The organism is Microbacterium pollutisoli (assembly GCF_053586795.1).
The window spans coordinates 102,501-129,027 of record NZ_JBNYWT010000004.1 but is presented as its reverse complement, the minus strand read 5'-3'; the positions used below and the strand labels follow the sequence as shown (position 1 = coordinate 129,027).

Sequence of the window (26,527 nt, the reverse complement as noted above, 5' to 3'; positions counted from 1 at the left end):
GGTCCGCGGCGCCCGTCGGGCCAGCCGCGGTCAGTCCTCGAAGATCTGCCCCACCGGCTCGCGCTTCTCGGACTGGAACCGGTCCTCGGTGCGCCCGTAGGCCCAGTATGCCGACAGCGACATGTCTCGTCGGTCGAGGCCCCACTCCGTCTGGAAGATGCGACGCAGTTGCTTCATCGCCTCACGCTCCCCGTGGGCGAACACCTCCACGGCACCGGCCGGCACCGGCAGCGCCTCCACGGCCGCGACGAGCGGCTGACCGTAGGGGGCGTCGCCGTCGGCTGCGCGGCGGTGCAGCCACCGCACATCCACCCCGGCGGGCGCGGCGAGCGGGATCTCGTCGGCGGCCTCGCCGACCTCGATGAGGGCGAGTCCGCGGGCGTCCGGCGCGAGCGCCTCGAGGGCGGCGTCGATGGCGGGGATCGACGAGTCGTCACCGACGAACAGGTGCGTGACGTCATCCTGGGTGGGGGCGAACATGGCGCCCGGGCCGGAGAACGACACGAGGTCCCCCACCTGGGCGGCCGCTGCCCAGGGCCCGGCCAGGCCCTCGTCGCCGTGCACGACGAAGTCGATCGCGAGGCTGCGTCGGGCGGTGTCGATCGACCGGATCGTGTAGGTGCGGCGCACCGGCACATCCTCGGGGGCGAGCGTCTCCCGCAGCGCGTCGAGGTCGTACGGGGGCACCAGCCCCAACTCGGGCTTGGCGAACAGCATCTTGACGTACTTGTCGGTCTTCGCGAGCTTCTCGGGGTCGGCACCGGCGAGGAAGGCATCGAAGTTCTCGCCGCCCAGGTGGATGCGCACCAGGTGCGGGCTCAGCCGCTCGACGCCGACGACCTCGAGCACGGTCTGCACGCCGCGACGCCGGGAACGGTCGGGCGCGCTCGGCGCGGCGCGGCGCGCATCGGCGGGTGCGGTGCGGGCGTCACGGTGAACGGATCCCGTGGTGGACGCAGAAATCTCGGGCATGAGTCTCCTCAGTCGGCCGCCTGATCGCGATCGGCGGGTTGTCGCGCCAGCGGCGCCGGCGCCGGTGCGCCGCGGAATCCCCACGCGTGCGCGTCCTCCCAGCCTATCCATCCCCGCCCGCACCCGGGCCGCGTTCGCTTCGGCGGCGAGCGCCACGGCTCCGCGGGCACCCGTCACAGCGCCCGGGCGAACCCCTGCGGCGTCGGCACCCGCTCAGAACGCCGCCTCGAGCTCCGCACGCGTGGGCGGGTCGGCACCCACACGCGACACCGTGATGCCGGCCGCCACGGCGGCTCGCCGCAGGGCCCGTTCGACCGCCGCTTCGCTCGTGAACAGCAGCGGGTCTTCCACCGCGCTCGCGATGAGCGCCGCCATGTAGGCGTCGCCCGCGCCGATCGTGTCCGCGACGTCGGTGGCCCACACCGGCATCTCCACGATCCCCTCCGGTCCGAGCGCGAGCGTGGACCGGCTCCCCCGAGTGAGCACGACAAGCCGCGGGCCGCGGGCAGCGATGTCGGTGAGCACCTCTTCGGGCTGCCGGCCCGGGTACAGCCAGGCGGCATCCTCATCGCTCAACCGCACGACATCGGCGGCCGACGCCACCCGGCCGAACCGGCGCAGTGCCGTGTCCCGGTCGCCGATGAGCGCGGGCCGGATGTTCGGGTCGACGGTCACCCGCAGGCCGGCGTGCGCCGCGTGCTCGAGCGTGTCGACCACGGCGTCGGCTCCTGGTGCGACGAACAGCGCGATCGACCCCGCGTGCACGAGCGCGACGCCGTCGAGAACGGGCCGCTCCAGGACCCACTCGAGGTCGAATCCGTACGTCGCCGCCCCGTCGGCGCCGATCCGTGCCCGAGCGGTCGCCGTCCTGGCATCCACCCACGATGCTTTCTGCAGACGCACCCCGGCGGATGCCAGATGCTCGGCGATCCGTGCCCCGCGGGCATCACGCCCGATGCGGGTGAGCAGTTGCGTCGGCAGGCCGAGCCGCGCCAGGCCCACAGCGACGTTGGCGGGGCTGCCCCCGACGATCTCGCGCGTGCCGGAGCCGGATTCGATGATGTCGATCAGCGCCTCGCCGACGACCAGGACGTCCGAGGCCATGGCATCCATCCTTTTCTGCACACGGTGAGGGTTCTCAGAGTCCGAACGTACACTGGACGGAGCCTCCCGACACCTGCCGCCGCATCGAATGACCACTCCTTCCCGCTCCCGCTTCGCGGGCCTCGACGGCCTGCGCGCGATCGCGGTGATCCTCGTGGTCGTGTACCACCTGTTCCCGGGACTTCGGGTGCACAGCGGCTTCCTCGGCGTCGACGTGTTCTTCGTCATCTCGGGGTTCCTGATCACCTCACTGCTGCTGCGCGAACGGGCCGCGACCGGCACCATCGCGCTCGGCGCGTTCTGGCGGCGACGCCTGCGACGACTCGTCCCCGCGCTCGCGGTGGTGGTCACCGTGTGCGCGACGGGGGCGTGGCTGATCGGCGGCGACGTGCTCGTCGACCTCGGACGACAGCTGGTGGGCGCGGCGACCTTCTCCTACAACTGGGTGTCTATCCTCGACGACGCCTCGTACTTCGCGGCCGCGCAGCCGGAGATCTTCCGCAACCTCTGGTCACTGGCCGTCGAGGAACAGTTCTATCTGCTCTGGCCGCTGCTGCTGCCGCTGTTCCTCCTGCTGCGCCGCCGCTGGCGGGTGACGGCCGCACTGCTGCTGGGCGCCGCTTCGGCCGGGTGGGCGGCGGTCGCGCTGAACGTCGCCGATCCCACGCGCACCTACTACGGCACCGACACCCACGCCTTCGGCCTGCTGCTCGGCGTCGCGCTGGCGTTCGCGGTGCACGCACTGCCGCTGCGGCGCGTGCGGCCTGGGTGGGGCGGCGCCGTCGGAGTGCTGGCGCTGGTGGGTCTGGTGGCCGTGGCGACGCCCGAGCCCACTTCGACCGTCTGGACCTTCCCCGGGGCGCTGGTGCTGACCTCCGCCCTGACGACGGTGATCATCCTGGTGGCCATCGCGCCCGGCTCATGGTTCGGGCGTGCGCTCGACATCGCGCCGCTGCGCTGGGTCGGCGAGCGGTCGTACGGCATCTACCTCTGGCACTGGCCGCTGGTCGTGCTGCTGACGGCGGCGGTGGCCGGCACGACAGCGGATGCCGGGGTGCCCGTGCCGGTGGGGCTGGCCGCACTCGCGCTCACCCTCGCCGCGGCGGAACTCTCGTACCGGTTCGTCGAGCAGCCGGTACGCTGCCACGGATTCCGGGGCGTGCTGAGGCTGGCCCGTGCCGGCCTGTCGGCGAACCCGTCGCGGCGGTTCAGCACGGTGACCGCGGTGGCGGCGATCGTCGCGGTCGTCGGCGGCACCGGGGCCGCCGTGGTCGCCGCGCCGCAGGTGACGTCAAGCGAAGCGGTGGTGCAGGCAGGGCAGAGCGCGTTGGATGCCCGGGGCGCGGACGAGCCGACCGTTCGCACGATCGCGAATGCACCCCTCCGCCCGGGCGACCGCGGCGAGCCACCGCTGTGCATCGACGATGTCGTGACGGCCGAGGGTGGTCACTGCACGCCCCGTGATGGGCGCCCGCTGCCTCCTGAGCCCACACCGGTCGACGGCGCCCGGGTGTCGGCGATCGGCGACTCGGTGATGCTGGCCTCGGCCGACGGCCTGCTGGAACGCCTACCCGGCATCCAGGTCGACGCGAAGGTGTCCCGCAGCATGCACGCCGGGCCGGGCATCGTCGCCGACCTGGCCGCGCGCGACCGGCTGCGCGACTACGTCGTGGTCGCCCTCGGCACGAATGGGCCGGTCTCGGACGAAGCGCTGGAGCAGCTCTATGACGCGGTGGGACGCGACCGGGCGCTCGTGCTGGTGAACGCCTACGCGCCGCGCGACTGGATCCCCGGCGTCAACCGCGACCTCGAGGAGTTCGCCCGCAGCCACCCCGGCGTCGCGATCGCCGACTGGGCGGGTGCCATCGCCGACCACACCGACCTGCTGGCCGGCGACCGGATCCACCCCGGCCACGCCGGCGGCAAGATCTTCGCCGACACGGTGGGCGACGTGGTCGACGACATCGAGCAGCAGCACGCCACCGTGACCTACCAGATCGAGCTGGCCCAGTGGGCCGCGACGAAGACGTTCGGCCCGGCCGCCCGCGGGGCGGCGGTTTCGGCCGCCGAGGGCGCGGCGGGTGCGGCGGGTTCCGCCGCCGAGCGCGCGGCGACCCCGCGCCACTGACCCTTCGGCTTTCCACCCCCTTCCCCCCTTTCTCCCCTTTTCTCCGCCGAGCCGCCCAGCTCCGTACGAGCCGCCCACATCTGTACCGCCCAAAGCCAGGCGGCTCGCACACAAGTAGGCGGCCCGGCGGCCGTGCCGCGCGCGGTGCGATCAGCCCGTCCGGGGGCGCGACAGAAGTGGATGCCGCGGCAGCGCCGCCTCCACCTCGCCGAAACGCCCAGCTCCGTACGAGCCGCCTACGTCTGTACCGCCCAAAGCTGGGCGGCTCGCACACAGGTAGGCGTCCCGGCGGCAGCGCCGCGCGGCGCGATGAGCCCGGCCGGGGCATGGCGGAAGCGGATGCCGCGCCATCGCCAACCCCTTCCCCGCCGAGACGCCCAGCTCCGTACGAGCCGCCCACATCCGTGCCGCCCAATCCTAAGCGGCTCGCACACAGGTGGGCGTCTCGGCGGCAGTGCGCGGGGCGCGCCTCGGCGGCACAGTGGCCGGACCGGCGGCAGTGGGCGGCCCGTTGCCACCCTGGAGCTCAATCCGGTGGCGGCGACGGGCGGCGGGGGCGCGGAGTGGGCGGGGGCGGGACGGGCTTGGCCGCCACGATGTCGGCGACCCGGATGTGCTCGACGCCGCGCTTGCCATCGACCACGACGGTCTCGGCTTCCACACTGAGCAGTTCACCGAGCGCGTCGGTGGCCTGCCCGGTGGGCAGCAGGTAGCGCACCACGACGCGGTGGCCGGGCGCGGGGAGACGGATCACACTCCGAGGGTAGCCCTCACCGTGGGGATGGGCGGCGCCCCTTGGGCCGTCCCGCCGCCGCGACGACCACCGCCCGCGCGCTACGTCACCGCCGCGGCGACCACCGCGCACTCACCGCTGCGCCGCCGCGGCTCAGAGGCGGGCGACGAGGGCGACCGAGCGCTCCGTGGCTGTGAAGCCCAGACGCTCGTAGAGCGTGTTGGCCCCGGTGGGGCTCGCGGTGTCCACGTCGAGCACGGCCTTCTCGAGTCCGGCATCCGCGATCGCCTGCAGCGTGCGGGAGATCACGAGCGGCGCGAGGCCCTGGCCGCGGCGGTCACGGACGACGCCGATCAGGTCGATGTAGGCGTTGCTCGCGCCCAGGGTCGCCCAGTCGTCCTCGTTGACGGATGCCAGGCAGAACGCGATGATGCGGCCGTCGGCGTCCAGTGCCAGGCGCGACAGGTCGGCGCGGAAGAACTCGCCGCCGACGAACTGCTTCCACCGCTGCGGGTCGCTGGGCCTGCTCCCCCAGTGGTCGCGGAATGCGTCGTTGCGGGCCTCCCGCGCGTCGTCGTCGCGGTCGTGCGAGTAGGCGACGACCGTGACGCCCTCGGGTTCGGGCCGGGCGGACACCGGTTCGCTCAGATCGCGGAGCATCGAGGAGAACCAGCGCTCTGGCTGGAAGCCCAGCCGCTCGGCGAGCTTCTGCTGATCGGTGTTGGGCTCTTCGGCGAAGATCTTCAGCTCGGCGGCGGTGAGGCCGTCTTCGGCCGCCGCCACCTCGGCGAGGTGCTCCCGCCCCCGGCCGTCCGCCCAGGCAATCAGCTGCGTGCCGATGCCGCGCCGGCGATACGCCGGATGCACCGCGCCGCCCAGGTACACGGTGAGTTCGCCGTTCTCCCGCGAGGGGTGCAGCATCGCGGCGGCGTAGCCGACCACGGTGCCGTCGGCGGTTTCCGCCAGCAGCGTGTCACGCGTCGGGTCGAGATGGTCCAGCTCGAACTCGTCGGCGATCTCGGACCGCGGCGTGGTCCAGGTGGGGTGGTCGACGGCATCCGCTGCGACGGCCACAGCGTGCAACGCGTCGATGTCGTCGCGGGTGGTCGGGCGCCACCGCGCGATCTCAGGATGCTGCGGGCTCGGCGGTGGGACCGGAGCGCCGACGCGCTCGGCCAGTGACTTCTCGCTCACGCCGCAATGCTACGCGCCCGCGGCCCACGCGCGTCAGCCCGTCGCTATGACCGGCGCCGGCGCAGCGCGCGGGCGTCGAAGCGGCATCGAGGAACCGCAGCACGCCTTCGGCGCCTGAGTCGGTGGTTACACGCCGAGACACGCCGTCTGCACGGCCACCTCGGCGCCGAAACCCGAACTCAGCCCAGAACTCCGACCTCGAAGCCGCCCCGCACCACGTCCCGCCGCGTAGCGCCGCGCCCCCGCCAACGCAAGAGGCCCGCACCCCGAAAGGGGTGCGGGCCTCGACGCGATAGCGGAAGGGCCTTACTCGGCCTTCTTGCCGCCCTCGTCCGCGACGGCCTCTTCGGCGGCAGCCTCAGCGGCGGCGCCTTCCTCCTGCGACTCGGCGCCGGCGTCGGCGGCCTCGTCAGCAGCGGCCTCGTCGGCAGCCGGAGCGTCCGCGGCCGGAGTCTCCTCGGCGGCGGTCTCCTCGACCGGAGTCTCGTCGGCAGCGGCATCCTCAGCGGGCGCAGCCTCAGCGGCCGGCGCGGCAGCGGCCGGGGCCGACTTCTTGGCCGACTTCGCCTTCGGCTTCACCGGCTCGAGCACGAGCTCGATGACGGCCATGGGGGCGTTGTCACCCTTGCGGTTGCCGACCTTGGTGATGCGGGTGTAGCCGCCCTCACGCTCGGCCACCAGCGGGGCGATCTCGGTGAACAGGACGTGCACGACTTCCTTGTCACCGATGACCGACGCCACACGGCGACGCGCGTGCAGGTCGCCACGCTTGGCGAACGTGATCAGGCGCTCGGCCAGCGGACGCAGGCGCTTGGCCTTGGTCTCGGTGGTCGTGATCGACTTGTGGGTGAACAGCGCAGCGGCCAGGTTCGCCAGCAGCAGACGCTCGTGGGCGGGGCCGCCTCCGAGGCGGGGACCCTTCGTGGGCTTGGGCATTCTCAGTTACTCCAGAGTGAAAAGTCGATCAGCAGATCAGATGGTCTCGTCGTCGTATCCGCCGTAGAAGTGCGCGCCGTCGAACCCGGGGACCGAGTCCTTCAGCGACAGCCCCAGCGAAACGAGCTTGTCGCGCACCTCGTCGACCGACTTCTGGCCGAAGTTGCGGATGTTCATCAGCTGGGTCTCGCTGAGAGCGACCAGCTCCGAAACCGTGTTGATGCCCTCGCGCTTGAGGCAGTTGTACGAACGCACCGACAGGTCGAGGTCCTCGATCGGCATCGACAGCTCGTTGGTGAGCACCTCGGCGACCGGCGCGGGGCCGATCTCGATGCCCTCGGCCTCGACGTTCAGCTCGCGGGCGAGGCCGAACAGCTCGGTCAGGGTGCGGCCGGCCGAAGCGACGGCGTCGCGCGGGGCGATCGAGGGCTTGGTCTCGACGTCCAGGACGAGCTTGTCGAAGTCGGTGCGCTCACCGGCACGGGTGGCGTCGACGCGGTAGCTGACCTTGAGCACCGGCGAGTAGATCGAGTCGACGGGGATCTGCCCGGCCTCGGCGTACTCGTTGCGGTTCTGGGTCGCCGACACGTAGCCGCGGCCGCGCTCGATGGTGAGCTCCAGCTCGAACTTCGCGTTGTCGTTGAGGGTCGCGATGACCAGCTCGGGGTTGTGCACCTCGACACCGGCGGGGGCGGAGATGTCGGCGGCGGTGACCTCACCGGCGCCGGTCTTGCGCAGGTACGCGGTGATCGGCTCATCGCGCTCGGACGAGACCACGAGCTGCTTGATGTTCAGGATGATCTCGGTGACGTCTTCCTTCACACCGGGGATCGTGCTGAACTCGTGCAGCACGCCCTCGATGCGGATGCTGGTGACAGCAGCACCGGGGATCGACGACAGCAGGCTGCGACGCAGCGCGTTGCCGATGGTGTAGCCGAAACCGGGCTCGAGCGGCTCGACGACGAAGCGGCTGCGGAACTCGCCGATCTTCTCCTCGATCAGAGTGGGACGCTGTGCAATGAGCACTATGTGTTCCTTTCAGTCACGTGCCCGCTATATGACACGTGCAGTTGGTGAGGTTTTGAGTTTTATCAGATGACGACGGATGCCGGATGCCGGACTCGGCGTGCGAGTTTCCGGCATCCGGCCCGTGAAGATCAGACGCGGCGGCGCTTGGGCGGGCGGCAGCCGTTGTGCGCTTGCGGGGTGACGTCCTGAATGGAACCCACCTCGAGGCCGGCGGCGGTGAGCGAACGGATCGCCGTCTCGCGACCCGAGCCCGGGCCCTTCACGAAGACGTCGACCTTCTTGACACCGTGCTCGGCGGCCTGACGGGCGGCCGACTCGGCAGCCATGCCGGCGGCGTACGGCGTCGACTTGCGCGAGCCCTTGAAGCCCACGCCACCCGACGAGGCCCACGCGATGACGGCGCCCGAGGGGTCGGTGATCGAAACGATCGTGTTGTTGAACGTCGACTTGATGTGGGCGTGGCCCAGCGCGATGTTCTTCTTCTCCTTGCGGCGCGGCTTGCGCGCGGCGGTCTTGGCCTGTGCCATTTCTGCGTTCTCCTAAATCCTGAGGGGCCGCGCTTTAGCGCGCCTTCTTCTTGCCGGCGACGGTGCGCTTGGGACCCTTGCGGGTGCGCGCGTTCGTCTTCGTGCGCTGACCGCGCACCGGGAGACCGCGACGGTGGCGCAGGCCCTCGTACGAGCCGATCTCGACCTTGCGGCGGATGTCGGCGGCAACCTCACGACGGAGATCACCCTCGACCTTGTAGGTGCCTTCGATGTAGTCGCGGAGGGCGACGAGCTGGTCATCGGTGAGGTCCTTGACGCGGATCGACTCGTCGATCTCGGTGGCCTTGAGGATCTCGACGGACCGGGTGCGGCCGATGCCGTAGATGTAGGTGAGGGCGATCACCACGCGCTTGTCGCGCGGAATGTCAACGCCGGCGAGACGTGCCATGCGGTTGTTCTCCTAGGAGTAGTGGAGGTATGGAGCAGAATCGGTGCCCGGGCCTCCGCCCCGGGGTGTCCCCTCGTGCGAGGTTCTGAATCTGCCTGTGTGCGGTGTGAAGTTGTGAGTTCGCGGGGGTTGGATGCCGTGGCATCCACTCGCCGTCAGCCCTGGCGCTGCTTGTGGCGCGGGTTCGACTTGCAGATGACCATCACGCGGCCGTGGCGGCGGATGACCTTGCAGTGGTCGCAGATGGGCTTGACGGAGGGGTTGACCTTCATGATGTTCCTTTGTCGCTGTCTTCGTACCGCAGGCACGGGTGTGCCGGCGGCCGTTACTTCTCAGCCGGTCTAGCGGTAGCGGTAGACGATGCGACCGCGGGTCAGGTCGTAGGGCGAGAGCTCCACGACGACGCGGTCTTCGGGGATGATGCGGATGTAGTTCTGCCGCATCTTGCCGGAGATCGTCGCGAGGACCTTGTGTCCGTTGGTGAGCTCAACGCGGAACATCGCGTTGGGCAGAGCCTCTGACACGACGCCCTCGATCTCGATGACACCGTCTTTCTTAGCCATAGCCTCGCTGACGCTTGTGCAGACCGGCTGGTCTGCGGTGGATGGGATGCTGGTGTCTCGACACGCCAAGGTAGGCGCAAGGCACCAAAGAGTCAGTATACGTGGTAATGGCGACCCCGGCAACTCGACGAAGCGTCGATGGATGCCGGGGTCGCCGGGGTTCTGGACCGCTTCCCGCGGGCGGGATTACTGCAGGCGGGCGGTGATGTCGGCGGCCGGGTCGCCGGTGACGCCCACGTACTCGCCGTTGACGACCAGCGTCGGCGTGCCGGCAGAGCCGGTGGCCGGGTCGGTCGGGATGTTCTTGGTCTGCTCGGCGACCAGATCGTCCCACGTGCGGTCCGCGATGCAGTCGGCCGCGCCCGTGGAGCCTGCCGCCTCGGCCATGGCGATGAGCTCCTCATCGGTCTGGCCGGGGCCGGTCGGGTTGGTCGCGAACAGCTCGGTGTAGAACGGGAACGCCGCGGTCGGCTCGTCGTCGGCGACGCAGTACATCGCGTTGGCCGAGCGCTTCGAGAAGTCGGTGCCGCTGGCGGCGTTCAGGCCGCTGAGCGCCACGGGGTGCAGGTTGAGGGTGATGCTGCCGGCCTCGAGCTCGTCCTCGATGGTGGGGCCGTAGGCGCGCTCGAAGTCCTGGCAGTGCGGGCAGTAGAAGTCGAAGAAGAGGTCGACCTCGTTGGAGCCTTCGCCGACGACGATGGCGCCGGTCTCCTGGTTGATGCCGGCGCTGTCGGGGCGGGCCGCGGGGGCGCTGGCCTGGTTGTTCATCCACACCACGAGCCCGATCACCAGGGCGAGGACGACGACCACCGCCACGCTCACCCAGATCGCGAACCAGTTCGTCCTGCGCGCTGCCGTTGCCATCACTCGTGCCTCTCCCCTGCCTGGGTGCTCTGTGCCCCGCCGTGCTGAGCCCGGCGCGGTGCTATGCCGCCGCCCATTCTCTCATCCCGCACCTATGCCTCGCCTGAGCCGCTGTTCGACTGCGCCCTTCCCGCCATTTCGCCGACCCGCCTACTTCTGTGCGAGTCGCCTACCTCTGGACGGTCGGCCTCCGTCCGTGCGAGTCGCCTACCTCTGTGCGAGTCGCCTACCTCTGGACGGTGCAAACATGGGCGACTCGTACGCGCCTGGGCGTCTCGCGTACTTTCTGTGCGAGCCGCCTACCTCCGTGCGAGCCGTCTACTTCTGGTCGAGCCGCCTACCTCTGGTCGAGCCGCCTACCTCTGGTCGAGCCGCCTGCTTCTGGACGGTCGGCCTCCGTCCGTGCGAGTCGCCTACCTCTGTGCGAGCCGCCTACTTCTGGACGGTACAAACATGGGCGACTCGTACGCGCCTGGGCGTCTCGCGAGGGGTGGGGCGACCGCGGCTCAGCGTGCGTGGATGTGGAAAGCGGCGAGGCGCCGGGCGAGGGTGGCCTCCGAGGTGATGTGCTCGGACCCCCATCGGCCGAACTTTCGATTCGTCGTGCCGCGGATCCAGTCTTCACGCTGCTTCTCTGCGAGCACGACGTGTTCTACGTCTTCGTGCGCGCCGCGCAATCCGGCATCCAGATACTTCGTGCGTCCGTCGAACTCACCCCACGCGTCGGCGTCGTCGAGCCCGAAGTCCACGAAGTACCGGTTTCCGTGCGGTCCCGGAATCGGCACCTGCAGGCGCGGCGGGGCGAATCCGAGCCGCAGCAGGTACAGGCGGCTGATGCTCTCGCCGGGCAGCTGCGCGCGGCCGTCGCCTCGTTGCAACACGAACCGCGCCCGGCGTACACCCCGGCCTCCGACGGGCAGGCGTTTGCGCACCTGTTTGAGGAACAGTGCGGCCGCGCTCTCGTCGTAGTTCCACGACGCGGCGTCCCACGCGACCCTGCGCAGCGCGGCATCCAGCAGGGCGATGCCGGTCTCTTCGGGCGCGCACCTGAGTACATCAGCCACCGTCCGCTCAAGCGTCGTGCAGCGGATGCCATCGATGCTCGTGATGTCGGAATCAGCGACGGCGACGTCGTGCCGCGCGACCACCGGGTCGCCGGTGTCGACGTGACCGCTGGCCGTCGCGCCGGCCACATGCACACGCGAAGGGGTGACTCGAGCCAGGGGCAGCTGGTGCAATACCGCAGCCGACCACAGTGCGAACACGCATCGCGATGCGTCGGGCCGGCGGCGATGCGCAGCGACCACCCGCAGGAGGTGGCGCTGTTCGGAGCGCAGGCCGCGCCACTGCTCCATGTCGAGATACCAGCCGCGGTCGATGCGCCGGAGATGCCCGGTGCGCACAGCCGTGGTGATCGCACGAGTGGACATCCCGGCGACGTCGAGATCCGCGCGCGAGCGCATCTGCGCGGCGGCTTCGCTGACCCACATACCGACACTCTGCAGCGCCACCTCTGATGACGCGGGCATGCCTGCGCATTCCGTGGACAACGCGCCGCCGTCGCCATCTGGGGAGGAGACGGCGGCGCCTCGCGCGCCGCGCCCCGTCGCCACACGCCGCGCGCTGTCCCCCGGCCCACGGCGAACTCTGTCCCGCAGCCCCGTCGAACTCTGTCCCGCCGCGTGCTCTGTAGCCCGGGCCGCCTAAGTTTGTGCGACACGCCTAGGTTTGGACCGGCCAGAACTGGGCGGCTCGTACGGAGGTAGGCGGCTCGCAAAAAGTGAATGGGCGGCGCGAAGCGCGCGGCGCGGCGCGGCGCGAAGCGCGCGGCGCGAAGCGCGGCGCGGCGCGGCGCGCGAGCGCGCGGCTACGCCAGGGGCGTGGGGGTCACGCCGAAGGGCGCGAGGCCGGCGGCGCCGCCGTCGGGGGCGGTGAGCACCCAGATGCCGTCGGCGTGGACCGCGACGCTGTGCTCCCAGTGCGAGCCGTCGCTGCCGTCGACGGTGGACACGGTCCAGTCGTCGTCCTGCACGTAGGTGGCATCCGACCCGGCGGTGATCATCGGCTCGATCGCCAGGCACAGCCCCGGTCGCACCTCGGCGCCCAGGTCGGCCACACGGTAGTTGAACACCGTCGGCGCCTCGTGCATCTTGCGGCCGATACCGTGGCCGACGTAATCGCGCAGGATGCCGTAGTCCTCACCCGAGGACTCCACATACGTCTGCACCGCGTCGCCGATCTCACCCACGCGGGAGGCCGACGCGAGCGCCGCGATACCGGCCCACAGCGACCCCTCGGTCACATCCGACAGGCGCTGCCGCGCCGCCACCAGGTCGGGCCGCGACGGGTCGGGGATCACGATCGTGATGGCCGAGTCGCCGTTCCACCCCTGGTACTGCGCCCCGCAGTCGATCGACACGATGTCGCCGGGCTCGAGCACCCGCGAGCCGGGGATGCCGTGCACGACCTCGTCGTTGACCGAGATGCAGGTGGTGTGGCGGTAGCCGCGCACCATCTGGAAGTTCGACTCGGCGCCGCGGGACACGATGAGGTCCGAGGCCACGGCATCCACTTCGGCGGTCGTCACGCCGGCGGCCACCACCTTCCGGACGGCGTCCAGCGCCGCGGCGGTGATGAGGCCGGGCTCGACCATGGCCCGCAGCTGCGCGGGCGTCTTGTACAGCGAACGACGGAGCACGGGCGCGTCAGGCTGAGATGCCGGCGGCGATGCCGCGGGCGCCGAGGGCGGCGACGATGCGCGCGAACACCTCGTCGAGCGATCCGACGCCGTCGACCACGTCGACGATGCCGCGCTCGCGGTACACGTCGAGGATCGGCGCCGTCTCGTTCTCGTAGATCTTCAGGCGCTTGGCGATCGACTCCTCGTTGTCGTCGTCGCGGCCCTGCTCGGTGGCGCGCAGCTTCAGCCGGTTGATCGACTCCTCGCGCGGCACCGACAGCTCGATGACGGCCGTGAGCTCTTCACCGCGCCCGCCGAGGAACGCGTCGAGGTCGCGCACCTGGGCGACGTTGCGCGGGTAGCCGTCGAGCAGGAACCCGCCGGCGGCGTCGGGCTGCTCGAGCCGGTCGCGCACGATCGCGCCGGTCAGCTCGTCCGAGACGAGGTCGCCCGCGTCGATGATCGCCTTGATCTTCACGCCCAGCTCGGTCTGCTCCTTGACGTTCGCGCGGAACACGTCGCCGGTGGAGACGGCCGGGATCCCGAGCGCGTCGGCGATGCGTGCACCCTGGGTGCCCTTGCCCGACCCCTGCGGGCCGATGATGAGCAGGCGTGCGGGAGTGGTCGTCATCAGCGGAGAAGCCCTTCGTAGTGTCGCTGCTGGAGCTGCGCGTCGATCTGCTTGACCGTGTCGAGTCCGACACCGACGATGATCAGGATCGAGGCGCCGCCGAACGGGAAGTTCTGGTTGGCACCCACCGTGGCCAGCGCCACCAGCGGGATCAGCGCGATCAGACCCAGGTAGATCGAGCCCGGCGCCGTGATGCGGGTCAGCACGTAGTCGAGGTACTCGGCGGTGGGCCGGCCGGCACGGATGCCGGGGATGAACCCGCCGTACTTCTTCATGTTGTCGGCGACCTCGACCGGGTTGAACGTGATCGCGACGTAGAAGTAGGTGAACCCGATGATCAGCAGGAAGTAGACGAGCATGTAGATCGGCGAGTCACCGGTCGTGAAGTTCGCCTGGATCCACGCCACCCAGCCGGGCACGTTGCCGTCGGCGTCGGGGGTCGCGTTGAACTGCGAGATCAGGGCGGGGATGTACAGCAGCGACGAGGCGAAGATGACCGGGATCACGCCCGCCATGTTCACCTTGATCGGGATGTAGGTGTTGGTGCCGCCGACCGTGCGCCGGCCGACCATGCGCTTGGCGTACTGCACCGGCACACGGCGCTGCGACTGCTCGACGAACACGACCAGACCCATCACCACGATGCCCATGGCCAGCACCAGCAGGAACACCTCGAAGCCGCGGGCGGCCCAGATGGCGCCCATCGCCGACGGGAAGGTGGCGGCGATCGAGACGAAGATCAGCAGCGACATGCCGTTGCCGATGCCGCGCTCGGTGACCAGCTCGGCGAACCACATGATCAGGCCCGTGCCGGCGGTCATCGTCAGGATCATGAGCAGCTGCGCCCACCAGGCCTGGTTGGTCAGCAGCTCTTCACACTCGGGGATGCCGGTGATGCCGAACAGCTGGCCCGAGCGGGCGACGGTGATCAGCGTCGTGGACTGCAGCAGCGCGAGCGCGATCGTCAGGTACCGCGTGTACTGGGTGAGCTTGGCCTGGCCGGACTGGCCCTCCTTGTAGAGGGTCTCGAAGTGCGGGATGACCACGCGCAGCAGCTGCACGATGATGGTCGCGGTGATGTAGGGCATGACGCCCAGCGCGAAGATGGACAGCTGCAGCAGGGCGCCGCCGGAGAACAGGTTGACGAGGCCGAGCACGCCTTCGGTGGAACCGGCGCTGGCCAGACACTGCTTGACGTTCGGGAAATCGACGAACGGCGTGGGGATGTGCGCACCCAGCCGGTACAGAGCGATGACGCCCAGGGTGAAGGCGATCTTCCGCCGCAGGTCCGGAGTGCGGAAGACCCGCGCGATGGCGCTGAACAAGGGCATTTCCTCCAGTGGAATGGACGGCGTCTCGGGGGACGCCGTCTACCAGAGTACGGCAACAGGGGCCGGAGGCTGGCTCCGGCCCCTGTCACAGGACTACTTGATCGAACCGCCCGCGGCGACGATCTTCTGCTCGGCGGTACCCGAGACCTTGTCGACGTCCACGTTCAGCGCGACGGTGATGTCACCGTTGCCGAGGACCTTGACCTTCTCGTTCTTGCGCACCGCGCCCTTGGCGACCAGGTCGCTCACGGTCACGTCGCCGCCGTTGGGGTACAGCTCGGCGAGCTTGTCGAGGTTGACCACCTGGTACTCGACGCGGAACGGGTTCTTGAACCCGCGCAGCTTCGGCGTACGCATGTGGAGGGGCATCTGCCCACCCTCGAAGCCGACCTTCACCTGGTAGCGGGCCTTGGTGCCCTTGGTGCCGCGGCCGGCGGTCTTGCCCTTGGAGCCCTCACCGCGACCCACGCGGGTCTTGGCGGTGTTGGCGCCGGGGACCGGACGCAGGTGGTGGACCTTCAGCACGCCGGGACGGGTCGCCTCGGCGGTCTTGCCGGCATCCTTCTTGGGCGCAGCCTTGGTGGCGGTCGCCTTCTTCTCAGCCTTCTCGGCCATCAGTCGATCTCCTCAACCTTCACGAGGTGAGCGACGGTCTTGACGTAGCCGCGCGTCTGCGCGTCGTCGGGACGGACGACCGAGTCGCCGATCCGCTTCAGACCGAGCGAGCGCAGCGTGTCGCGCTGGTTCTGCTTCTCGCTCACCTTGGACTTGATCTGGGTCACCTTCAGGCGGCTCGCCATCACACACCTGCCTTCTGCGCAGCGGCGGCCTTGGCCTCGTTGCGGATGATGATCTCGGGCACGACGGCGTCGTAGTCGAGGCCACGACGTGCGGCCACGGCGCGGGGCTCCTCGAGGCCCTGCAGCGCCTCGACGGTCGCGTGCACGATGTTGATCGTGTTCGACGAGCCGAGCGACTTCGACAGGACGTCGTGGATGCCGGCGCACTCGAGCACGGCACGGACCGGACCACCGGCGATGACACCGGTACCGGCGGCGGCCGGACGCAGCAGCACCACACCGGCGGCGGCCTCACCCTGCACCGGGTGCGGGATGGTCGAGCCGACGCGGGGCACGCGGAAGAAGTTGCGCTTGGCCTCTTCGACACCCTTCGAGATGGCCAGGGGCACCTCGCGGGCCTTGCCGTAGCCGACCCCGACGAGGCCGTTGCCGTCGCCCACGACCACGAGGGCCGTGAAGCTGAACCGGCGACCACCCTTGACGACCTTCGACACGCGGTTGATCGTCACGACACGCTCGAGGAACTGGTTGTCCCCACGGTCACGCGAGTTGCGGTTGTCGCGGCCCTGGTTGCGCTCGCGGCCGCCGCGGCGGGGCTCGCGGGCCTCGCGCTCGGTCGCAGCCTGCTCGGGCGCGGCCTGCTCAGTGGCGGTCACTTCGGTCTCCTTGTTGTCACTCACAGGTTCAGCCCTCCTTCGCGGGCGCCCTCGGCGATCGCGGCGACGCGACCGGCGTAGCGGTTGCCGCCGCGGTCGAACACGACCTCGGCGATGCCGGCGGCCTTGGCACGCTCGGCGACGAGCTCGCCGACCTTGCGGGCCTTGGCGGTCTTGTCACCGTCGAACGCACGCAGGTCGTTCTCGAGCGTGGAAGCGGATGCCACGGTGTGGCCCTTGCTGTCGTCCACCACCTGCACGAACACGTGGCGGGCCGAACGGGTCACGACCAGGCGCGGCCGCGCCTCGGTGCCGACGACCTTCTTGCGAAGGCGGGCGTGACGACGCGCGCGGGCGTCGGTCTTCGACTTCACAGCCATGATTACTTACCAGCCTTTCCGGCCTTGCGGCGCACGACCTCGCCCGCGTAGCGCACACCCTTGCCCTTGTAGGGCTCGGGCTTGCGGATCTTGCGGATGTTGGCCGCGGCCTCGCCGACGGCCTGCTTGTCGATACCGCTGACCGTGACCTTGTTGTTGCCTTCGACGGTCAGGGTGATGCCGGTGGGGGCCTCGACCAGGACCGGGTGCGAGAAGCCGAGGGCGAATTCGATCGCCGTGCCCTTCTGCTGCACGCGGTAGCCCGTGCCGACGACCTCCAGGCCCTTGGAGTAGCCCTGGGTGACGCCGATGATGTTGTTGTTGATGAGGGTGCGGGTCAGCCCGTGCAACGAGCGCGACTCACGCTCGTCGTCGGGGCGCGAGACCAGGACCTGGTTCTCCTCGACCTTGACCTCGATGGGCTTGGCGACGGCGAGCGAGAGCTCACCCTTCGGGCCCTTGACGACGACGTCCTGGCCGTTGACCGTGATGGTCACCCCGGCGGGGATGTCGATGGGAAGACGTCCGATACGCGACATGTCAGATCACCACACGTAGGCGAGGACTTCCCCGCCGACGCCCTTCTGCTCGGCCTGACGGTCCGTGAGAAGACCGGAGGAGGTGGACAGGATCGCCACGCCCAGGCCACCGAGGACCTTGGGCAGCTCGGTCGAGCGTGCGTACACGCGCAGACCGGGCTTGGAGACGCGCTTGATACCGGCGATCGACCGCTCGCGGTTCGGGCCGTACTTCAGCGTGAGGGTGAGGGTCTGGCCGACGCGGGCGTCGGAGACCTCGTAGCCGGCGATGTAGCCCTCCTGCTGGAGGATCTCGGCGATGTGGGTCTTGAGCTTCGAGCTGGGCAGCGACACGGTGTCGTGGTGCGCCGAGTTCGCGTTGCGCAGACGGGTCAGCATATCTGCGACCGGGTCTGTCATTACCATGTGTGGTTCCTTTGTTCAGTGGTTTCGGATGCCGTTACACGACAGCCGACCTTCGTGATGTGATTACTGCGCGTCGTCGGCCTTGAACGGGAAGCCGAGCTGACGCAGCAGCGAGCGGCCCTCGTCGTCGGTCTTCGCCGTGGTCACGATCGTGATGTCGAAGCCGCGGACACGGTCGATCTTGTCCTGGTCGATCTCGTGGAAGACCGCCTGCTCCTGCAGGCCGAACGTGTAGTTGCCGTGGCCGTCGAACTGCTTGGGCGACAGGCCGCGGAAGTCGCGGATGCGGGGCAGCGAGAGGTTGACCAGGCGGTCGATGAACTCCCACGCGCGGTCGCCGCGGAGGGTGACGTGCGCGCCGATGGGCTGACCCTCACGCAGCTTGAACTGCGCGATGGACTTGCGGGCCTTGGTGACGACCGGCTTCTGACCGGTGATCTTGACGAGGTCGGCGACCGCGCCTTCGATGACCTTGCTGTCGCGCGCGGCCTCACCGACACCGGTGTTGACGACGACCTTCACGAGACCGGGGATCTGCATGACGTTGGCGTAGCCGAACTCGTCCTGCAGAGCCTTCTTGATCTCGCTCTGGTACTTCTGCTTCAGGCGGGGCTGGATCTTGCCAGCCGCCGCGGCAGTGGTGGTGCTCATGTTCAGAGGTCCTTGCCGCTCTTCTTCGCGAAGCGCACACGGACGGTGCGCTTGACGCCGTCCTTGGTCTGCTCCTCGACGCGGTGACCGACGCGGGTCGGCTTCTTCGTCTCGGGGTCGACCAGTGCGACGTTGGAGATGTGGATGGGGGCTTCCATCGTTTCGATGCCGCCCGTCTTCGCACCGCGCTGGGACTGGCCCACGCGGTTGTGCTTGGTGACGTAGTTCACGCCCTCGACGATGACGCGGTTCTGCTCGACAAGGACCTCGAGGACCTTGCCCTGCTTGCCGCGGTCGCCGCCGCGCTCGGGCTTGGGGCCCGAGATGACCTGAACCAGGTCGCCCTTCTTGATCTTCGCCATGATCAGATGACCTCCGGGGCGAGCGAGACGATCTTCATGAACCGCTTGTCGCGCAGCTCACGGCCGACCGGCCCGAAGATGCGGGTGCCGCGGGGCTCCCCGTCGTTCTTCAGGATGACGGCGGCGTTCTCGTCGAACTTGATGTACGAACCGTCGGCACGACGGGTCTGCTTCTTGGTGCGGACGATGACGGCCTTGACCACATCGCCCTTCTTCACGTTGCCGCCCGGGATCGCGTCCTTGACGGTGGCCACGACGATGTCACCCAGACCCGCGTAGCGACGGGCGGAGCCGCCGAGCACGCGGATGGTGAGCAGCTCCTTGGCGCCGGTGTTGTCGGCGACCTTGAGGCGGGACTCGTTCTGAATCACTTGGCCTTCTCCAGAATCTCCACCAGACGCCAGCGCTTGGTGGCGCTCAGCGGGCGGGTCTCGTTGATGACGACAAGGTCGCCGATGCCGGCGGTGTTGCCCTCATCGTGCGCCTTCACCTTGGAGGTGCGACGGATGACCTTGCCGTAGAGGGGGTGCTTCACGCGGTCCTCGACCTCGACGACGATCGTCTTGTCCATCTTGTCGCTGACGACGTAGCCGCGGCGTGCCTTGCGGTAGCCACGGGCGTCGGCGTCGCGCACGTCGTGCTCGGCCGACTCGTGGCCGGCAGCCTGTGCGGGAGCCTCGACGACAGCCTCGGCCTTGGCGGCGGCCGCCTTCTTGGCGGGCGCCTTCTTCTCGGTCGTGTCAGCCATTACTCGGCCTCTTCCTTCACGGCCTCGTCAGCGGCATCCGCCTTCTTGGCCTTCTTCTTCGCCTTCGTCGCCACCTCGGCCGGCGCGGGCGTGGCACGGATGCCGAGCTCGCGCTCACGGATGACGGTGTAGAGCCGCGCGATGTCGCGCTTGACCGCACGGATGCGGCCGTGGCTCTCGAGCTGGCCGGTGGCCGACTGGAAGCGCAGGTTGAACAGCTCTTCCTTGGCCTTGCGCAGCTCCTCGACGAGGCGCTGGTCCTCGAACGTGTCCAGCTCGCTCGGGGCGAGCGTCTTGGTGCCGACAGCCATTACGCGTCGCCCTCCTCGCGCTTGATGATGCGTGCCTTCAGGGGCAGCTTGTGGATGGCACGGGTCAGCGCCTCGCGCGCGAGGGTCTCATCGACACCCGCGACCTCGAACAGGACGCGACCCGGCTTGACGTTGGCGACCCACCACTCCGGCGAGCCCTTACCGGAACCCATGCGGGTTTCGGCCGGCTTCTTGGTGAGCGGACGGTCGGGGTAGATGTTGATCCACACCTTGCCGCCACGCTTGATGTGACGGGTCATCGCGATACGAGCGGACTCGATCTGACGGTTCGTCACGTACGCGGGCGTCAGGGCCTGGATGCCGAACTCGCCGAAGGAGACCTTCGTGCCGCCGGTGGCCTGACCCGAACGACCCGGGTGGTGCTGCTTGCGGTACTTGACCTTGCGGGGAATAAGCATCAGGCAGACGCTCCTTCTGCGACGGGGGCCTCGCTGCGGGGGCCACGACGACGGTCGCCGCGGTCGCGGGAAGGCTTCTGGTTGGCCTGCTCGCGCGCGAGCTCCTTGTTGGTGAGGTCGCCCTTGTAGATCCAGACCTTCACGCCGATGCGGCCGAAGGTGGTCTTGGCCTCGTAGAAGCCGTAGTCGATGTTCGCGCGCAGCGTGTGCAGCGGCACACGACCCTCGCGGTAGAACTCCGACCGGCTCATCTCGGCGCCGCCCAGACGGCCCGACACCTGGATGCGGACACCCTTGGCGCCGGCGCGCTGCGCGCCCTGCAGGCCCTTGCGCATCGCGCGGCGGAACGCCACGCGCGCGGCGAGCTGCTCGGCGACACCCTGCGCGACCAGCTGAGCGTCGGCCTCGGGGTTCTTGACCTCGAGGATGTTCAGCTGGATCTGCTTGCCGGTCAGCTTCTCGAGGTCGGCGCGGATGCGCTCGGCCTCGGCGCCGCGGCGGCCGATGACGATGCCCGGACGGGCGGTGTGGATGTCGACGCGGACGCGGTCACGCGTGCGCTCGATCTCGATACGGCTCACGCCGGCACGGTCGAGGTTCGACCGCAGCATGTTGCGGATCTTGATGTCCTCGGCCACGTAGTCGGCGTAACGCTGGCCGGGCTTGGTGGAGTCCGAGAACCAACGCGACACGTGGTCCGTGGTGATGCCGAGGCGGAAGCCGTAGGGGCTGACTTTCTGTCCCATTACTTGCTCGCCTTCTTGTTGCTCGTGCCAGCCTCGGCGACCTCGGGGGTCGCGAGCTGAACCGTGATGTGGCTCGTGCGCTTCTTGATCTGGAACGCGCGACCCTGGGCGCGGGGCTGGAAGCGCTTGAGCGTCGTCCCCTCGTCCACGTACGCGTTCTTCACGTACAGGTCTGCCTCGTCCAGGTACTCGCCGTCCTTGTCCGCGGTGACGCGGGCGTTGGCGACAGCCGACGCGACGAGCTTGTAGATCGGCTCGCTGGCACCCTGGGGCGCGAACTTCAGGATGGCCAGGGCCTCCTGAGCCTGCTTGCCCTTGATGAGCGCGACGACACGACGAGCCTTCTGAGGGGTCACGCGAATGTGCTTCACGCGTGCGATGGATTCGACCATGTGTGCTCCTCCTCCTTCTCTGCTTGTGAGCGCCCCCGCGTCAGCGGCGGCGGCCCTTCTTGTCGTCCTTCTCATGGCCGCGGAAGGTGCGGGTGGGCGCGAACTCGCCCAGCTTGTGACCGACCATGGTCTCGGACACGAACACGGGGATGTGCTTGCGTCCGTCGTGCACGGCGATCGTGTGACCCAGCATGGCCGGGACGATCATCGAGCGACGGGACCAGGTCTTGATGACGTTCTTGGTGCCGGCTTCGTTCTGGGCGACCACCTTGCGAAGCAGGTGCTCGTCGACGAAGGGGCCCTTCTTAAGGCTGCGAGGCATCTTCCTCTCCTACCTACTTCCGCTTCTTGCCGGTCGTGCGACGGCGAACGATGTACTTGTCGCTTTCCAGGTTGGGGCGACGGGTCCGGCCCTCGGCCTGACCCCACGGGCTGACGGGGTGGCGACCACCGGACGTCTTGCCCTCACCACCACCGTGCGGGTGGTCGACCGGGTTCATGGCGACACCACGGACGGTCGGGCGCACGCCCTTCCAGCGCTTGCGGCCGGCCTTGCCCCAGTTGATGTTCGACTGCTCGGCGTTGCCGACCTCGCCGATGGTGGCGCGGCAGCGGGCGTCGACGTTGCGGATCTCACCCGAGGGCAGACGCAGCTGCGCGTAGGGGCCGTCCTTGGCGACGAGACGCACCGAGGCACCGGCCGAGCGCGCCAGCTTCGCGCCGCCGCCGGGGCGGAGCTCGATCGCGTGGATCACGGTACCGGTGGGGATGTTGCGCAGCGGCAGGTTGTTGCCGGGCTTGATGTCGGCGCCGGCGCCCGACTCGACGATGTCGCCCTGCTTCAGCTTGTTCGGGGCGAGGATGTAACGCTTCTCACCGTCGAAGTAGTGCAGCAGCGCGATGCGCGCGGTGCGGTTGGGGTCGTACTCGATGTGCGCGACCTTGGCGTTGACGCCGTCCTTGTCATTGCGACGGAAGTCGATGACGCGGTACTGGCGCTTGTGGCCACCACCGATGTGACGGGTCGTGATGCGGCCCTGGTTGTTGCGACCGCCGCTCTTGCTGAGCGGACGCAGCAGCGACTTCTCCGGCGTCGATCGGGTGATCTCGGCGAAGTCGGCCACCGACGAACCGCGGCGACCCGGGGTCGTGGGCTTGTACTTGCGAATAGCCATGTTCTAGTCCTCTATCCCAGCTGTCAGCCGACGGCCGTGAAGATGTCGATGGTGCCCGACTTCAGGGTCACGATGGCGCGCTTGGTGTCCTTGCGCTTGCCGGTGCCGAAGCGGGTGCGACGGGCCTTGCCCGGGCGGTTGAGCGTGTTCACCGCGGCGACCTTGACGCCGAAGATCTTCTCGATGGCGAGCTTGATCTCGGTCTTGGTCGCACGGGGGTCCACGAGGAACGTGTACTTGCCCTCGTCGATGAGCCCGTAGCTCTTCTCCGAGACGACCGGCTTGAGGATGATGTCGCGCGGGTCCTTGTTCAGGGCGGTCATGCCGAGACCTCCTCGGTCTTGCCGGCCTTCGCCGCCACGAAGGCGTCGTAGGCGGCCTTGGTGAAGACGATGTCGTCGGAGACGAGCACGTCGTAGGCGTTGAGCTGGTCGAACGTCAGCACGTGCACGTAGGCGAGGTTGCGGACGGACTTGACCGTGAGCTCGTCGCCACGCTCGATGACGACGAGGATGTTCTTCTGCGTCGGGGCGAGCTTCGCCAGGACCGCCGCGGCGGCCTTGGTCGACGGGGTGCCCTCGATGCCGAACGAGTCGACGATGTGCAGGCGGCCACCGCGAGCGCGGTCGCTGAGCGCGCCCAGCAGGGCGGCGGCGACCATCTTCTTGGGGGTGCGCTGCGCGTAGTCACGCGGCTTCGGGCCGTGGACGATGCCACCGCCGGTCATCTGCGGCGCCCGGATCGAACCCTGGCGGGCGTTACCGGTGCCCTTCTGCTTGAAGGGCTTGCGACCGGCGCCGGAGACCTCACCGCGACGCTTGGTCGAGTGGGTGCCCTGGCGAGCCGCCGCGAGCTGCGCGACGACGACCTGGTGGATCAGCGGAATGTTCGTCTTGACGTCGAAGAGCGCGGCGGGCAGCTCCACGGAGCCGGCCTTCTTGCCGTCGGCCTTCACGACGTCGAGCGCGAGAGTCGAGTCAGCCATGATCAGGCACCCTTCACTGCGTTGCGGACGTAGACGATGCGGCCGCGCGCACCGGGGACGGCGCCCTTGACGAGCAGCAGACCCTTCTCGGCGTCGATGGCGTGCACCGTGAGGTTGAGGACGGTCACGCGCTCGCCACCCATACGGCCGGCCATGCGCATGCCCTTGAAGACGCGGCCCGGGGTCGCCGAGGCGCCGATCGAGCCGGGCTTGCGGTGGTTGCGGTGAGCACCGTGCGAGGCCGAGACGCCCTGGAAGTTGTGGCGCTTCATGACACCCGCGGTGCCCTTGCCCTTGCTGGTGCCGACGACGTCGACCAGCTGGCCTGCCTCGAACACGCCGTCGACGGTGAGCTCCTGACCGAGTGAGTAGTCAGCAGCGTCCGCCGTGCGGATCTCGGTGAGGTGGCGACGCGGGGTCACACCGGCGGCCTCGAAGTGGGCCGTGGCCGGCTTGTTGACCTTGCGGGGGTCGATCTGCCCGTAGGCGATCTGCACCGCGTTGTAGCCGTCCTTCTCGGGCGTGCGAACCTGGGTGACCACGTTCGGCGCGACCTCGATGACGGTGACGGGAACGAGCTTGCCGTTCTCGTCCCAGACCTGGGTCATGCCGAGCTTGGTACCCAGCAGGCCCTTGGAAACCTTGGAGTTGATGTCAGCCATGTCGAACCTCAGAGCTTGATCTCGATGTTGACGTCGGCCGGCAGGTCCAGGCGCATGAGCGAGTCGACCGCCTTGGGGGTCGGGTCGATGATGTCGATCAGACGCTTGTGGGTGCGCATCTCGAAGTGCTCGCGGCTGTCCTTGTACTTGTGGGGCGACCGGATGACGCACACGACGTTCTTCTCGGTCGGAAGGGGCACGGGGCCCACAACCGTGGCACCGGCACGGGTCACGGTGTCGACGATTTTGCGCGCCGACGTGTCGATGACCTCGTGGTCATACGACTTCAGGCGAATGCGGATCTTCTGTCCCGCCATTGTCTGCTCACTCTCTTTCTCGCGTCTTACCTCACGGGCATTGGACGCACGGGGCGCTTGCGCGCCGGGCACTTGTTCATCACCGGGGTGATGGATGCTGCACCGCTGTTCTGATGTCAATCCGCGGGCCGGGGCCCGCGGCATCCACCCCCCTGTCGCACGCGCGCGCACGAACCCGGTCTCCCGAGAGGTGTGGGGTGGATGTGGTGTTCTGCTGCCCGCGGCCTAGGACCCTGCACCCGGCTCCGTGAGGAGGGGCGCCGCCTATGCACTGCCCTGGCAGTGATTCCGGCGCACGCGCAGGCGGCACCGGAAATGTGGAACCTGTACAGTCTACGTGTCGCCCGGGCGTGTCGCAAACCCGGGCGTGTCGCATTCGGCGTATCCTCAGCCGCCGTCAGACCCCTCGCTCCCGACCCCACCCTCCCCCCGCCGAGCTTGTCCTCCCCCCGCCGAGCTTGTCCTCCCCTCCCCGAGCTTGTCCTCCCCTCCCCGAGCGTGTCCTCCCCTCCCCGAGCTTGTCCTCCCCTCACCGAGCGCGTCCTCCCCTCCCCGAGCTTGTTCTCCCCCCGCCGAGCGTGTCCTGTCCTCGCCGAGATTGCCGACAAGCTCGACGCCGAAAGGACAAGCTCGCCACCGAAAGGACAAGCTCGGCGCCGGAGGGACAAGCTCGGCGGATGGCGCGGCGGGGCCCGTTCGACGGGGTAACCGCAGGGTCGGCCCCGGGCTGCCGGGCGAGGCCTTAGTAGATCAGCCCGATCCCGCGGAGGAATTTCGCGAGATCGCTCAGGTCGCGCGCCTCATCGAAGCCGAGCCGGTCCACACGCCAGCCCGTCACCCGCCGCACCCACGACTCGCGCTCGGCCTGGGCATCGAGCACCTCCTCGGCGGTCTGATCACCGAGCAGGTACGGGTCGTCGTACTTGATGCTCCCGTCGAATTCGAGCCAGCGTCCCAGCGATGGGAACGCGAAATCCAGCAGCGCGAGACGCCCCGATCCGTCCTCGACCCGATACTGCAGGTCCGGGGTCGGAGCTCCGAGCAGCAGCATCCCCAGCCTGGCGATCGACTCGCCGGGAAGCTGCGCCCGCCCGTCGGCCACTCCCGCGACGAACCGCGCCTGACGAATACCTCGCGCACCCGCGTGGCCGCGGATCATCGTGTCGATCCGTGATCGGAACGCCGCATCCGACTCGGTGTCGAGCGTCCGCGTCCGGTCGTTCCACGCCACCGACCGCAACGCCGCGTCGAACACGCCCACGGCGGCCTCGAGCGAAACGCTGCGAATCACGTCGTACACGGTGCGCGCGAGCGAAGTGACCGGGATCCCGTCGATCACCTCGATCTCATCGTTCGCCAGGGACGCCTGGTGCCGCACGACGTCACCCGCGTTGTGCCGCGTGGTCGATCCCGGACAGGTCACCTCGATGCGATCGTCGCGCACGCGATACAACGGCAGCCGGTGGAGCGCTGCGGCGGTGGCGTGGGATGCCACGGCTCGATCGCCGCGTGCCCGCGCGAACACGGCGTGCGCGCGCGTGCGGATGCGCCCCTCCGCGTACAGCTCATCCCACTCGCTCTTCCATACCTGCACCCCCTGGCGCACGGTCACCAGGGCATCCTCGGGAACGGCACCGGCGCGACGGAAGGTCTCGGGCACCAGGCGCGCACGGTCGGGTCGCGCGGGCAGCCGGTGGCGAGGTTCGAGCATGTGGGACAGCATGCCGCGCCAGCCGCCATCACGGGCGCCAGTTCGCACCACCTGTGGAAAGCCCCGTCACTCTCCACAGTGCCGCCCTCGCCCTCGCCCTCGCCCTCGCCCTCGCCGACCTTGTCACTTTCTCGCCGGGATTGTTGGTCTCGCGCCCACCTTGTCAC

Annotated in this window: 37 protein-coding genes; 1 reads left to right on the top strand and 36 read right to left on the bottom strand. The window is 69.2% G+C overall.

Translation table 11 applies throughout. The annotated features are described in order from the left end of the window. Positions 1 to 30: 30 nt before the first annotated feature. Both ACQ143_RS10415 and ACQ143_RS10410 read right to left on the bottom strand, forming a co-directional pair. Entirely contained in the window at positions 31 to 972 is a 942-nt protein-coding gene (locus ACQ143_RS10415) for a siderophore-interacting protein (RefSeq protein ID WP_449570616.1), read from the bottom strand. Positions 973 to 1,185: 213 nt separating this feature from the next. After that, positions 1,186 to 2,076, bottom strand: a complete 891-nt coding sequence (locus ACQ143_RS10410) for a carbohydrate kinase family protein (protein WP_449570615.1) — start codon at positions 2,074 to 2,076, stop codon at positions 1,186 to 1,188. An 88-nt stretch (positions 2,077 to 2,164) separates the two neighbouring features. On the opposite strand from ACQ143_RS10410, the gene ACQ143_RS10405 reads away from it, so the two are divergent. After that, positions 2,165 to 4,204 (top strand): acyltransferase family protein, encoded by a 2,040-nt coding sequence (locus ACQ143_RS10405; protein ID WP_449570614.1) that lies wholly within the window; start codon positions 2,165 to 2,167, stop codon positions 4,202 to 4,204. Between the two features lie 526 nt (positions 4,205 to 4,730). Here the strand turns inward: ACQ143_RS10405 and ACQ143_RS10400 are convergent. From ACQ143_RS10400 to ACQ143_RS10235, 34 genes are all read right to left on the bottom strand, one after another. Further along, positions 4,731 to 4,958: a putative acetyltransferase gene (locus tag ACQ143_RS10400; RefSeq protein WP_449570613.1), complete on the bottom strand. Its 228-nt coding sequence runs from the start codon at positions 4,956 to 4,958 to the stop codon at positions 4,731 to 4,733. A 132-nt stretch (positions 4,959 to 5,090) separates the two neighbouring features. Beyond that, positions 5,091 to 6,131 carry a GNAT family N-acetyltransferase gene (locus ACQ143_RS10395; RefSeq protein WP_449570612.1) on the bottom strand — a complete coding sequence of 347 codons (1,041 nt, stop codon included), beginning with the start codon at positions 6,129 to 6,131 and terminating at the stop codon, positions 5,091 to 5,093. Positions 6,132 to 6,437: 306 nt separating this feature from the next. After that, entirely contained in the window at positions 6,438 to 7,067 is a 630-nt protein-coding gene (gene rplQ, locus ACQ143_RS10390) for a 50S ribosomal protein L17 (protein WP_449570611.1), read from the bottom strand. Positions 7,068 to 7,103: 36 nt separating this feature from the next. Beyond that, positions 7,104 to 8,093, bottom strand: coding sequence for a DNA-directed RNA polymerase subunit alpha (locus tag ACQ143_RS10385; RefSeq protein WP_449570610.1), 990 nt, complete (start codon positions 8,091 to 8,093; stop codon positions 7,104 to 7,106). Between the two features lie 131 nt (positions 8,094 to 8,224). After that, positions 8,225 to 8,623 carry a 30S ribosomal protein S11 gene (gene rpsK / locus ACQ143_RS10380; protein ID WP_183499670.1) on the bottom strand — a complete coding sequence of 133 codons (399 nt, stop codon included), beginning with the start codon at positions 8,621 to 8,623 and terminating at the stop codon, positions 8,225 to 8,227. A 34-nt stretch (positions 8,624 to 8,657) separates the two neighbouring features. Then, positions 8,658 to 9,032, bottom strand: a complete 375-nt coding sequence (gene rpsM, locus ACQ143_RS10375; RefSeq protein WP_159574864.1) for a 30S ribosomal protein S13 — start codon at positions 9,030 to 9,032, stop codon at positions 8,658 to 8,660. Positions 9,033 to 9,187: 155 nt separating this feature from the next. Beyond that, positions 9,188 to 9,304: a 50S ribosomal protein L36 gene (rpmJ, locus tag ACQ143_RS10370; RefSeq protein WP_005050492.1), complete on the bottom strand. Its 117-nt coding sequence runs from the start codon at positions 9,302 to 9,304 to the stop codon at positions 9,188 to 9,190. Between the two features lie 69 nt (positions 9,305 to 9,373). Then, complete coding sequence (gene infA, locus ACQ143_RS10365) at positions 9,374 to 9,595, bottom strand: translation initiation factor IF-1 (RefSeq protein ID WP_005050493.1); 222 nt, start codon at positions 9,593 to 9,595, stop codon at positions 9,374 to 9,376. A gap of 186 nt (positions 9,596 to 9,781) precedes the next feature. Beyond that, positions 9,782 to 10,459, bottom strand: a complete 678-nt coding sequence (locus ACQ143_RS10360) for a DsbA family protein (protein ID WP_449570609.1) — start codon at positions 10,457 to 10,459, stop codon at positions 9,782 to 9,784. 506 nt (positions 10,460 to 10,965) lie between these two features. After that, positions 10,966 to 11,988, bottom strand: a complete 1,023-nt coding sequence (locus tag ACQ143_RS10355) for a type IV toxin-antitoxin system AbiEi family antitoxin domain-containing protein (protein ID WP_449570608.1) — start codon at positions 11,986 to 11,988, stop codon at positions 10,966 to 10,968. Between the two features lie 338 nt (positions 11,989 to 12,326). Further along, positions 12,327 to 13,157, bottom strand: coding sequence for a type I methionyl aminopeptidase (gene map, locus ACQ143_RS10350; protein ID WP_449570607.1), 831 nt, complete (start codon positions 13,155 to 13,157; stop codon positions 12,327 to 12,329). Between the two features lie 7 nt (positions 13,158 to 13,164). Next, entirely contained in the window at positions 13,165 to 13,770 is a 606-nt protein-coding gene (locus tag ACQ143_RS10345; protein ID WP_449570606.1) for an adenylate kinase, read from the bottom strand. Beyond that, the gene (gene secY / locus ACQ143_RS10340; protein WP_449570852.1) at positions 13,770 to 15,095 is read right to left on the bottom strand and encodes a preprotein translocase subunit SecY; all 1,326 of its coding nucleotides are present in this window, start codon (positions 15,093 to 15,095) and stop codon (positions 13,770 to 13,772) included. The genes ACQ143_RS10345 and secY overlap by 1 nt, the downstream gene beginning before the upstream one ends. Positions 15,096 to 15,194: 99 nt before the next feature. Beyond that, complete coding sequence (gene rplO / locus ACQ143_RS10335) at positions 15,195 to 15,716, bottom strand: 50S ribosomal protein L15 (protein ID WP_449570605.1); 522 nt, start codon at positions 15,714 to 15,716, stop codon at positions 15,195 to 15,197. Next, positions 15,716 to 15,901, bottom strand: coding sequence for a 50S ribosomal protein L30 (gene rpmD / locus ACQ143_RS10330; RefSeq protein WP_167038504.1), 186 nt, complete (start codon positions 15,899 to 15,901; stop codon positions 15,716 to 15,718). The genes rplO and rpmD overlap by 1 nt, the downstream gene beginning before the upstream one ends. Continuing rightward, positions 15,901 to 16,581, bottom strand: a complete 681-nt coding sequence (gene rpsE / locus ACQ143_RS10325; protein WP_449570604.1) for a 30S ribosomal protein S5 — start codon at positions 16,579 to 16,581, stop codon at positions 15,901 to 15,903. The genes rpmD and rpsE overlap by 1 nt, the downstream gene beginning before the upstream one ends. Beyond that, positions 16,578 to 16,937 (bottom strand): 50S ribosomal protein L18, encoded by a 360-nt coding sequence (gene rplR, locus ACQ143_RS10320; RefSeq protein ID WP_449570603.1) that lies wholly within the window; start codon positions 16,935 to 16,937, stop codon positions 16,578 to 16,580. Before rplR ends, rpsE begins: the two co-directional genes overlap by 4 nt. Positions 16,938 to 16,939: 2 nt before the next feature. Next, on the bottom strand, positions 16,940 to 17,476 hold the full coding sequence (gene rplF, locus ACQ143_RS10315) for a 50S ribosomal protein L6 (RefSeq protein WP_449570602.1): 537 nt from the start codon (positions 17,474 to 17,476) through the stop codon (positions 16,940 to 16,942). Between the two features lie 6 nt (positions 17,477 to 17,482). After that, a complete protein-coding gene (gene rpsH / locus ACQ143_RS10310; RefSeq protein ID WP_449570601.1) occupies positions 17,483 to 17,881 on the bottom strand; it encodes a 30S ribosomal protein S8 in 399 nt (132 codons plus the stop codon). A 63-nt stretch (positions 17,882 to 17,944) separates the two neighbouring features. Next, complete coding sequence (gene rplE / locus ACQ143_RS10305) at positions 17,945 to 18,532, bottom strand: 50S ribosomal protein L5 (protein ID WP_449570600.1); 588 nt, start codon at positions 18,530 to 18,532, stop codon at positions 17,945 to 17,947. A gap of 2 nt (positions 18,533 to 18,534) precedes the next feature. Beyond that, positions 18,535 to 18,894 (bottom strand): 50S ribosomal protein L24, encoded by a 360-nt coding sequence (gene rplX, locus ACQ143_RS10300; RefSeq protein ID WP_449570599.1) that lies wholly within the window; start codon positions 18,892 to 18,894, stop codon positions 18,535 to 18,537. Positions 18,895 to 18,896: 2 nt separating this feature from the next. After that, positions 18,897 to 19,265 carry a 50S ribosomal protein L14 gene (gene rplN, locus ACQ143_RS10295; protein WP_449570598.1) on the bottom strand — a complete coding sequence of 123 codons (369 nt, stop codon included), beginning with the start codon at positions 19,263 to 19,265 and terminating at the stop codon, positions 18,897 to 18,899. Next, a complete protein-coding gene (gene rpsQ, locus ACQ143_RS10290; protein ID WP_449570597.1) occupies positions 19,262 to 19,642 on the bottom strand; it encodes a 30S ribosomal protein S17 in 381 nt (126 codons plus the stop codon). Before rpsQ ends, rplN begins: the two co-directional genes overlap by 4 nt. Next, on the bottom strand, positions 19,642 to 19,953 hold the full coding sequence (gene rpmC, locus ACQ143_RS10285; protein ID WP_183499688.1) for a 50S ribosomal protein L29: 312 nt from the start codon (positions 19,951 to 19,953) through the stop codon (positions 19,642 to 19,644). Before rpmC ends, rpsQ begins: the two co-directional genes overlap by 1 nt. Next, positions 19,953 to 20,372 (bottom strand): 50S ribosomal protein L16, encoded by a 420-nt coding sequence (gene rplP / locus ACQ143_RS10280; RefSeq protein WP_150893235.1) that lies wholly within the window; start codon positions 20,370 to 20,372, stop codon positions 19,953 to 19,955. Before rplP ends, rpmC begins: the two co-directional genes overlap by 1 nt. After that, the gene (gene rpsC, locus ACQ143_RS10275; protein WP_449570596.1) at positions 20,372 to 21,118 is read right to left on the bottom strand and encodes a 30S ribosomal protein S3; all 747 of its coding nucleotides are present in this window, start codon (positions 21,116 to 21,118) and stop codon (positions 20,372 to 20,374) included. Before rpsC ends, rplP begins: the two co-directional genes overlap by 1 nt. Then, positions 21,118 to 21,510, bottom strand: a complete 393-nt coding sequence (gene rplV, locus ACQ143_RS10270) for a 50S ribosomal protein L22 (protein ID WP_449570595.1) — start codon at positions 21,508 to 21,510, stop codon at positions 21,118 to 21,120. The genes rpsC and rplV overlap by 1 nt, the downstream gene beginning before the upstream one ends. A gap of 40 nt (positions 21,511 to 21,550) precedes the next feature. Then, a complete protein-coding gene (rpsS, locus tag ACQ143_RS10265; protein WP_449570594.1) occupies positions 21,551 to 21,832 on the bottom strand; it encodes a 30S ribosomal protein S19 in 282 nt (93 codons plus the stop codon). 13 nt (positions 21,833 to 21,845) lie between these two features. Further along, positions 21,846 to 22,685 (bottom strand): 50S ribosomal protein L2, encoded by an 840-nt coding sequence (gene rplB / locus ACQ143_RS10260; protein WP_449570593.1) that lies wholly within the window; start codon positions 22,683 to 22,685, stop codon positions 21,846 to 21,848. A gap of 23 nt (positions 22,686 to 22,708) precedes the next feature. Then, positions 22,709 to 23,008 (bottom strand): 50S ribosomal protein L23, encoded by a 300-nt coding sequence (gene rplW / locus ACQ143_RS10255; RefSeq protein ID WP_449570592.1) that lies wholly within the window; start codon positions 23,006 to 23,008, stop codon positions 22,709 to 22,711. After that, positions 23,005 to 23,670, bottom strand: coding sequence for a 50S ribosomal protein L4 (rplD, locus tag ACQ143_RS10250; protein ID WP_449570591.1), 666 nt, complete (start codon positions 23,668 to 23,670; stop codon positions 23,005 to 23,007). Before rplD ends, rplW begins: the two co-directional genes overlap by 4 nt. Before the next feature lie 2 nt (positions 23,671 to 23,672). Next, on the bottom strand, positions 23,673 to 24,332 hold the full coding sequence (rplC, locus tag ACQ143_RS10245; RefSeq protein WP_449570590.1) for a 50S ribosomal protein L3: 660 nt from the start codon (positions 24,330 to 24,332) through the stop codon (positions 23,673 to 23,675). An 8-nt stretch (positions 24,333 to 24,340) separates the two neighbouring features. Beyond that, complete coding sequence (rpsJ, locus tag ACQ143_RS10240; RefSeq protein WP_005050520.1) at positions 24,341 to 24,649, bottom strand: 30S ribosomal protein S10; 309 nt, start codon at positions 24,647 to 24,649, stop codon at positions 24,341 to 24,343. Between the two features lie 742 nt (positions 24,650 to 25,391). Then, the gene (locus tag ACQ143_RS10235; protein ID WP_449570589.1) at positions 25,392 to 26,360 is read right to left on the bottom strand and encodes a hypothetical protein; all 969 of its coding nucleotides are present in this window, start codon (positions 26,358 to 26,360) and stop codon (positions 25,392 to 25,394) included. Positions 26,361 to 26,527: the final 167 nt, after the last annotated feature.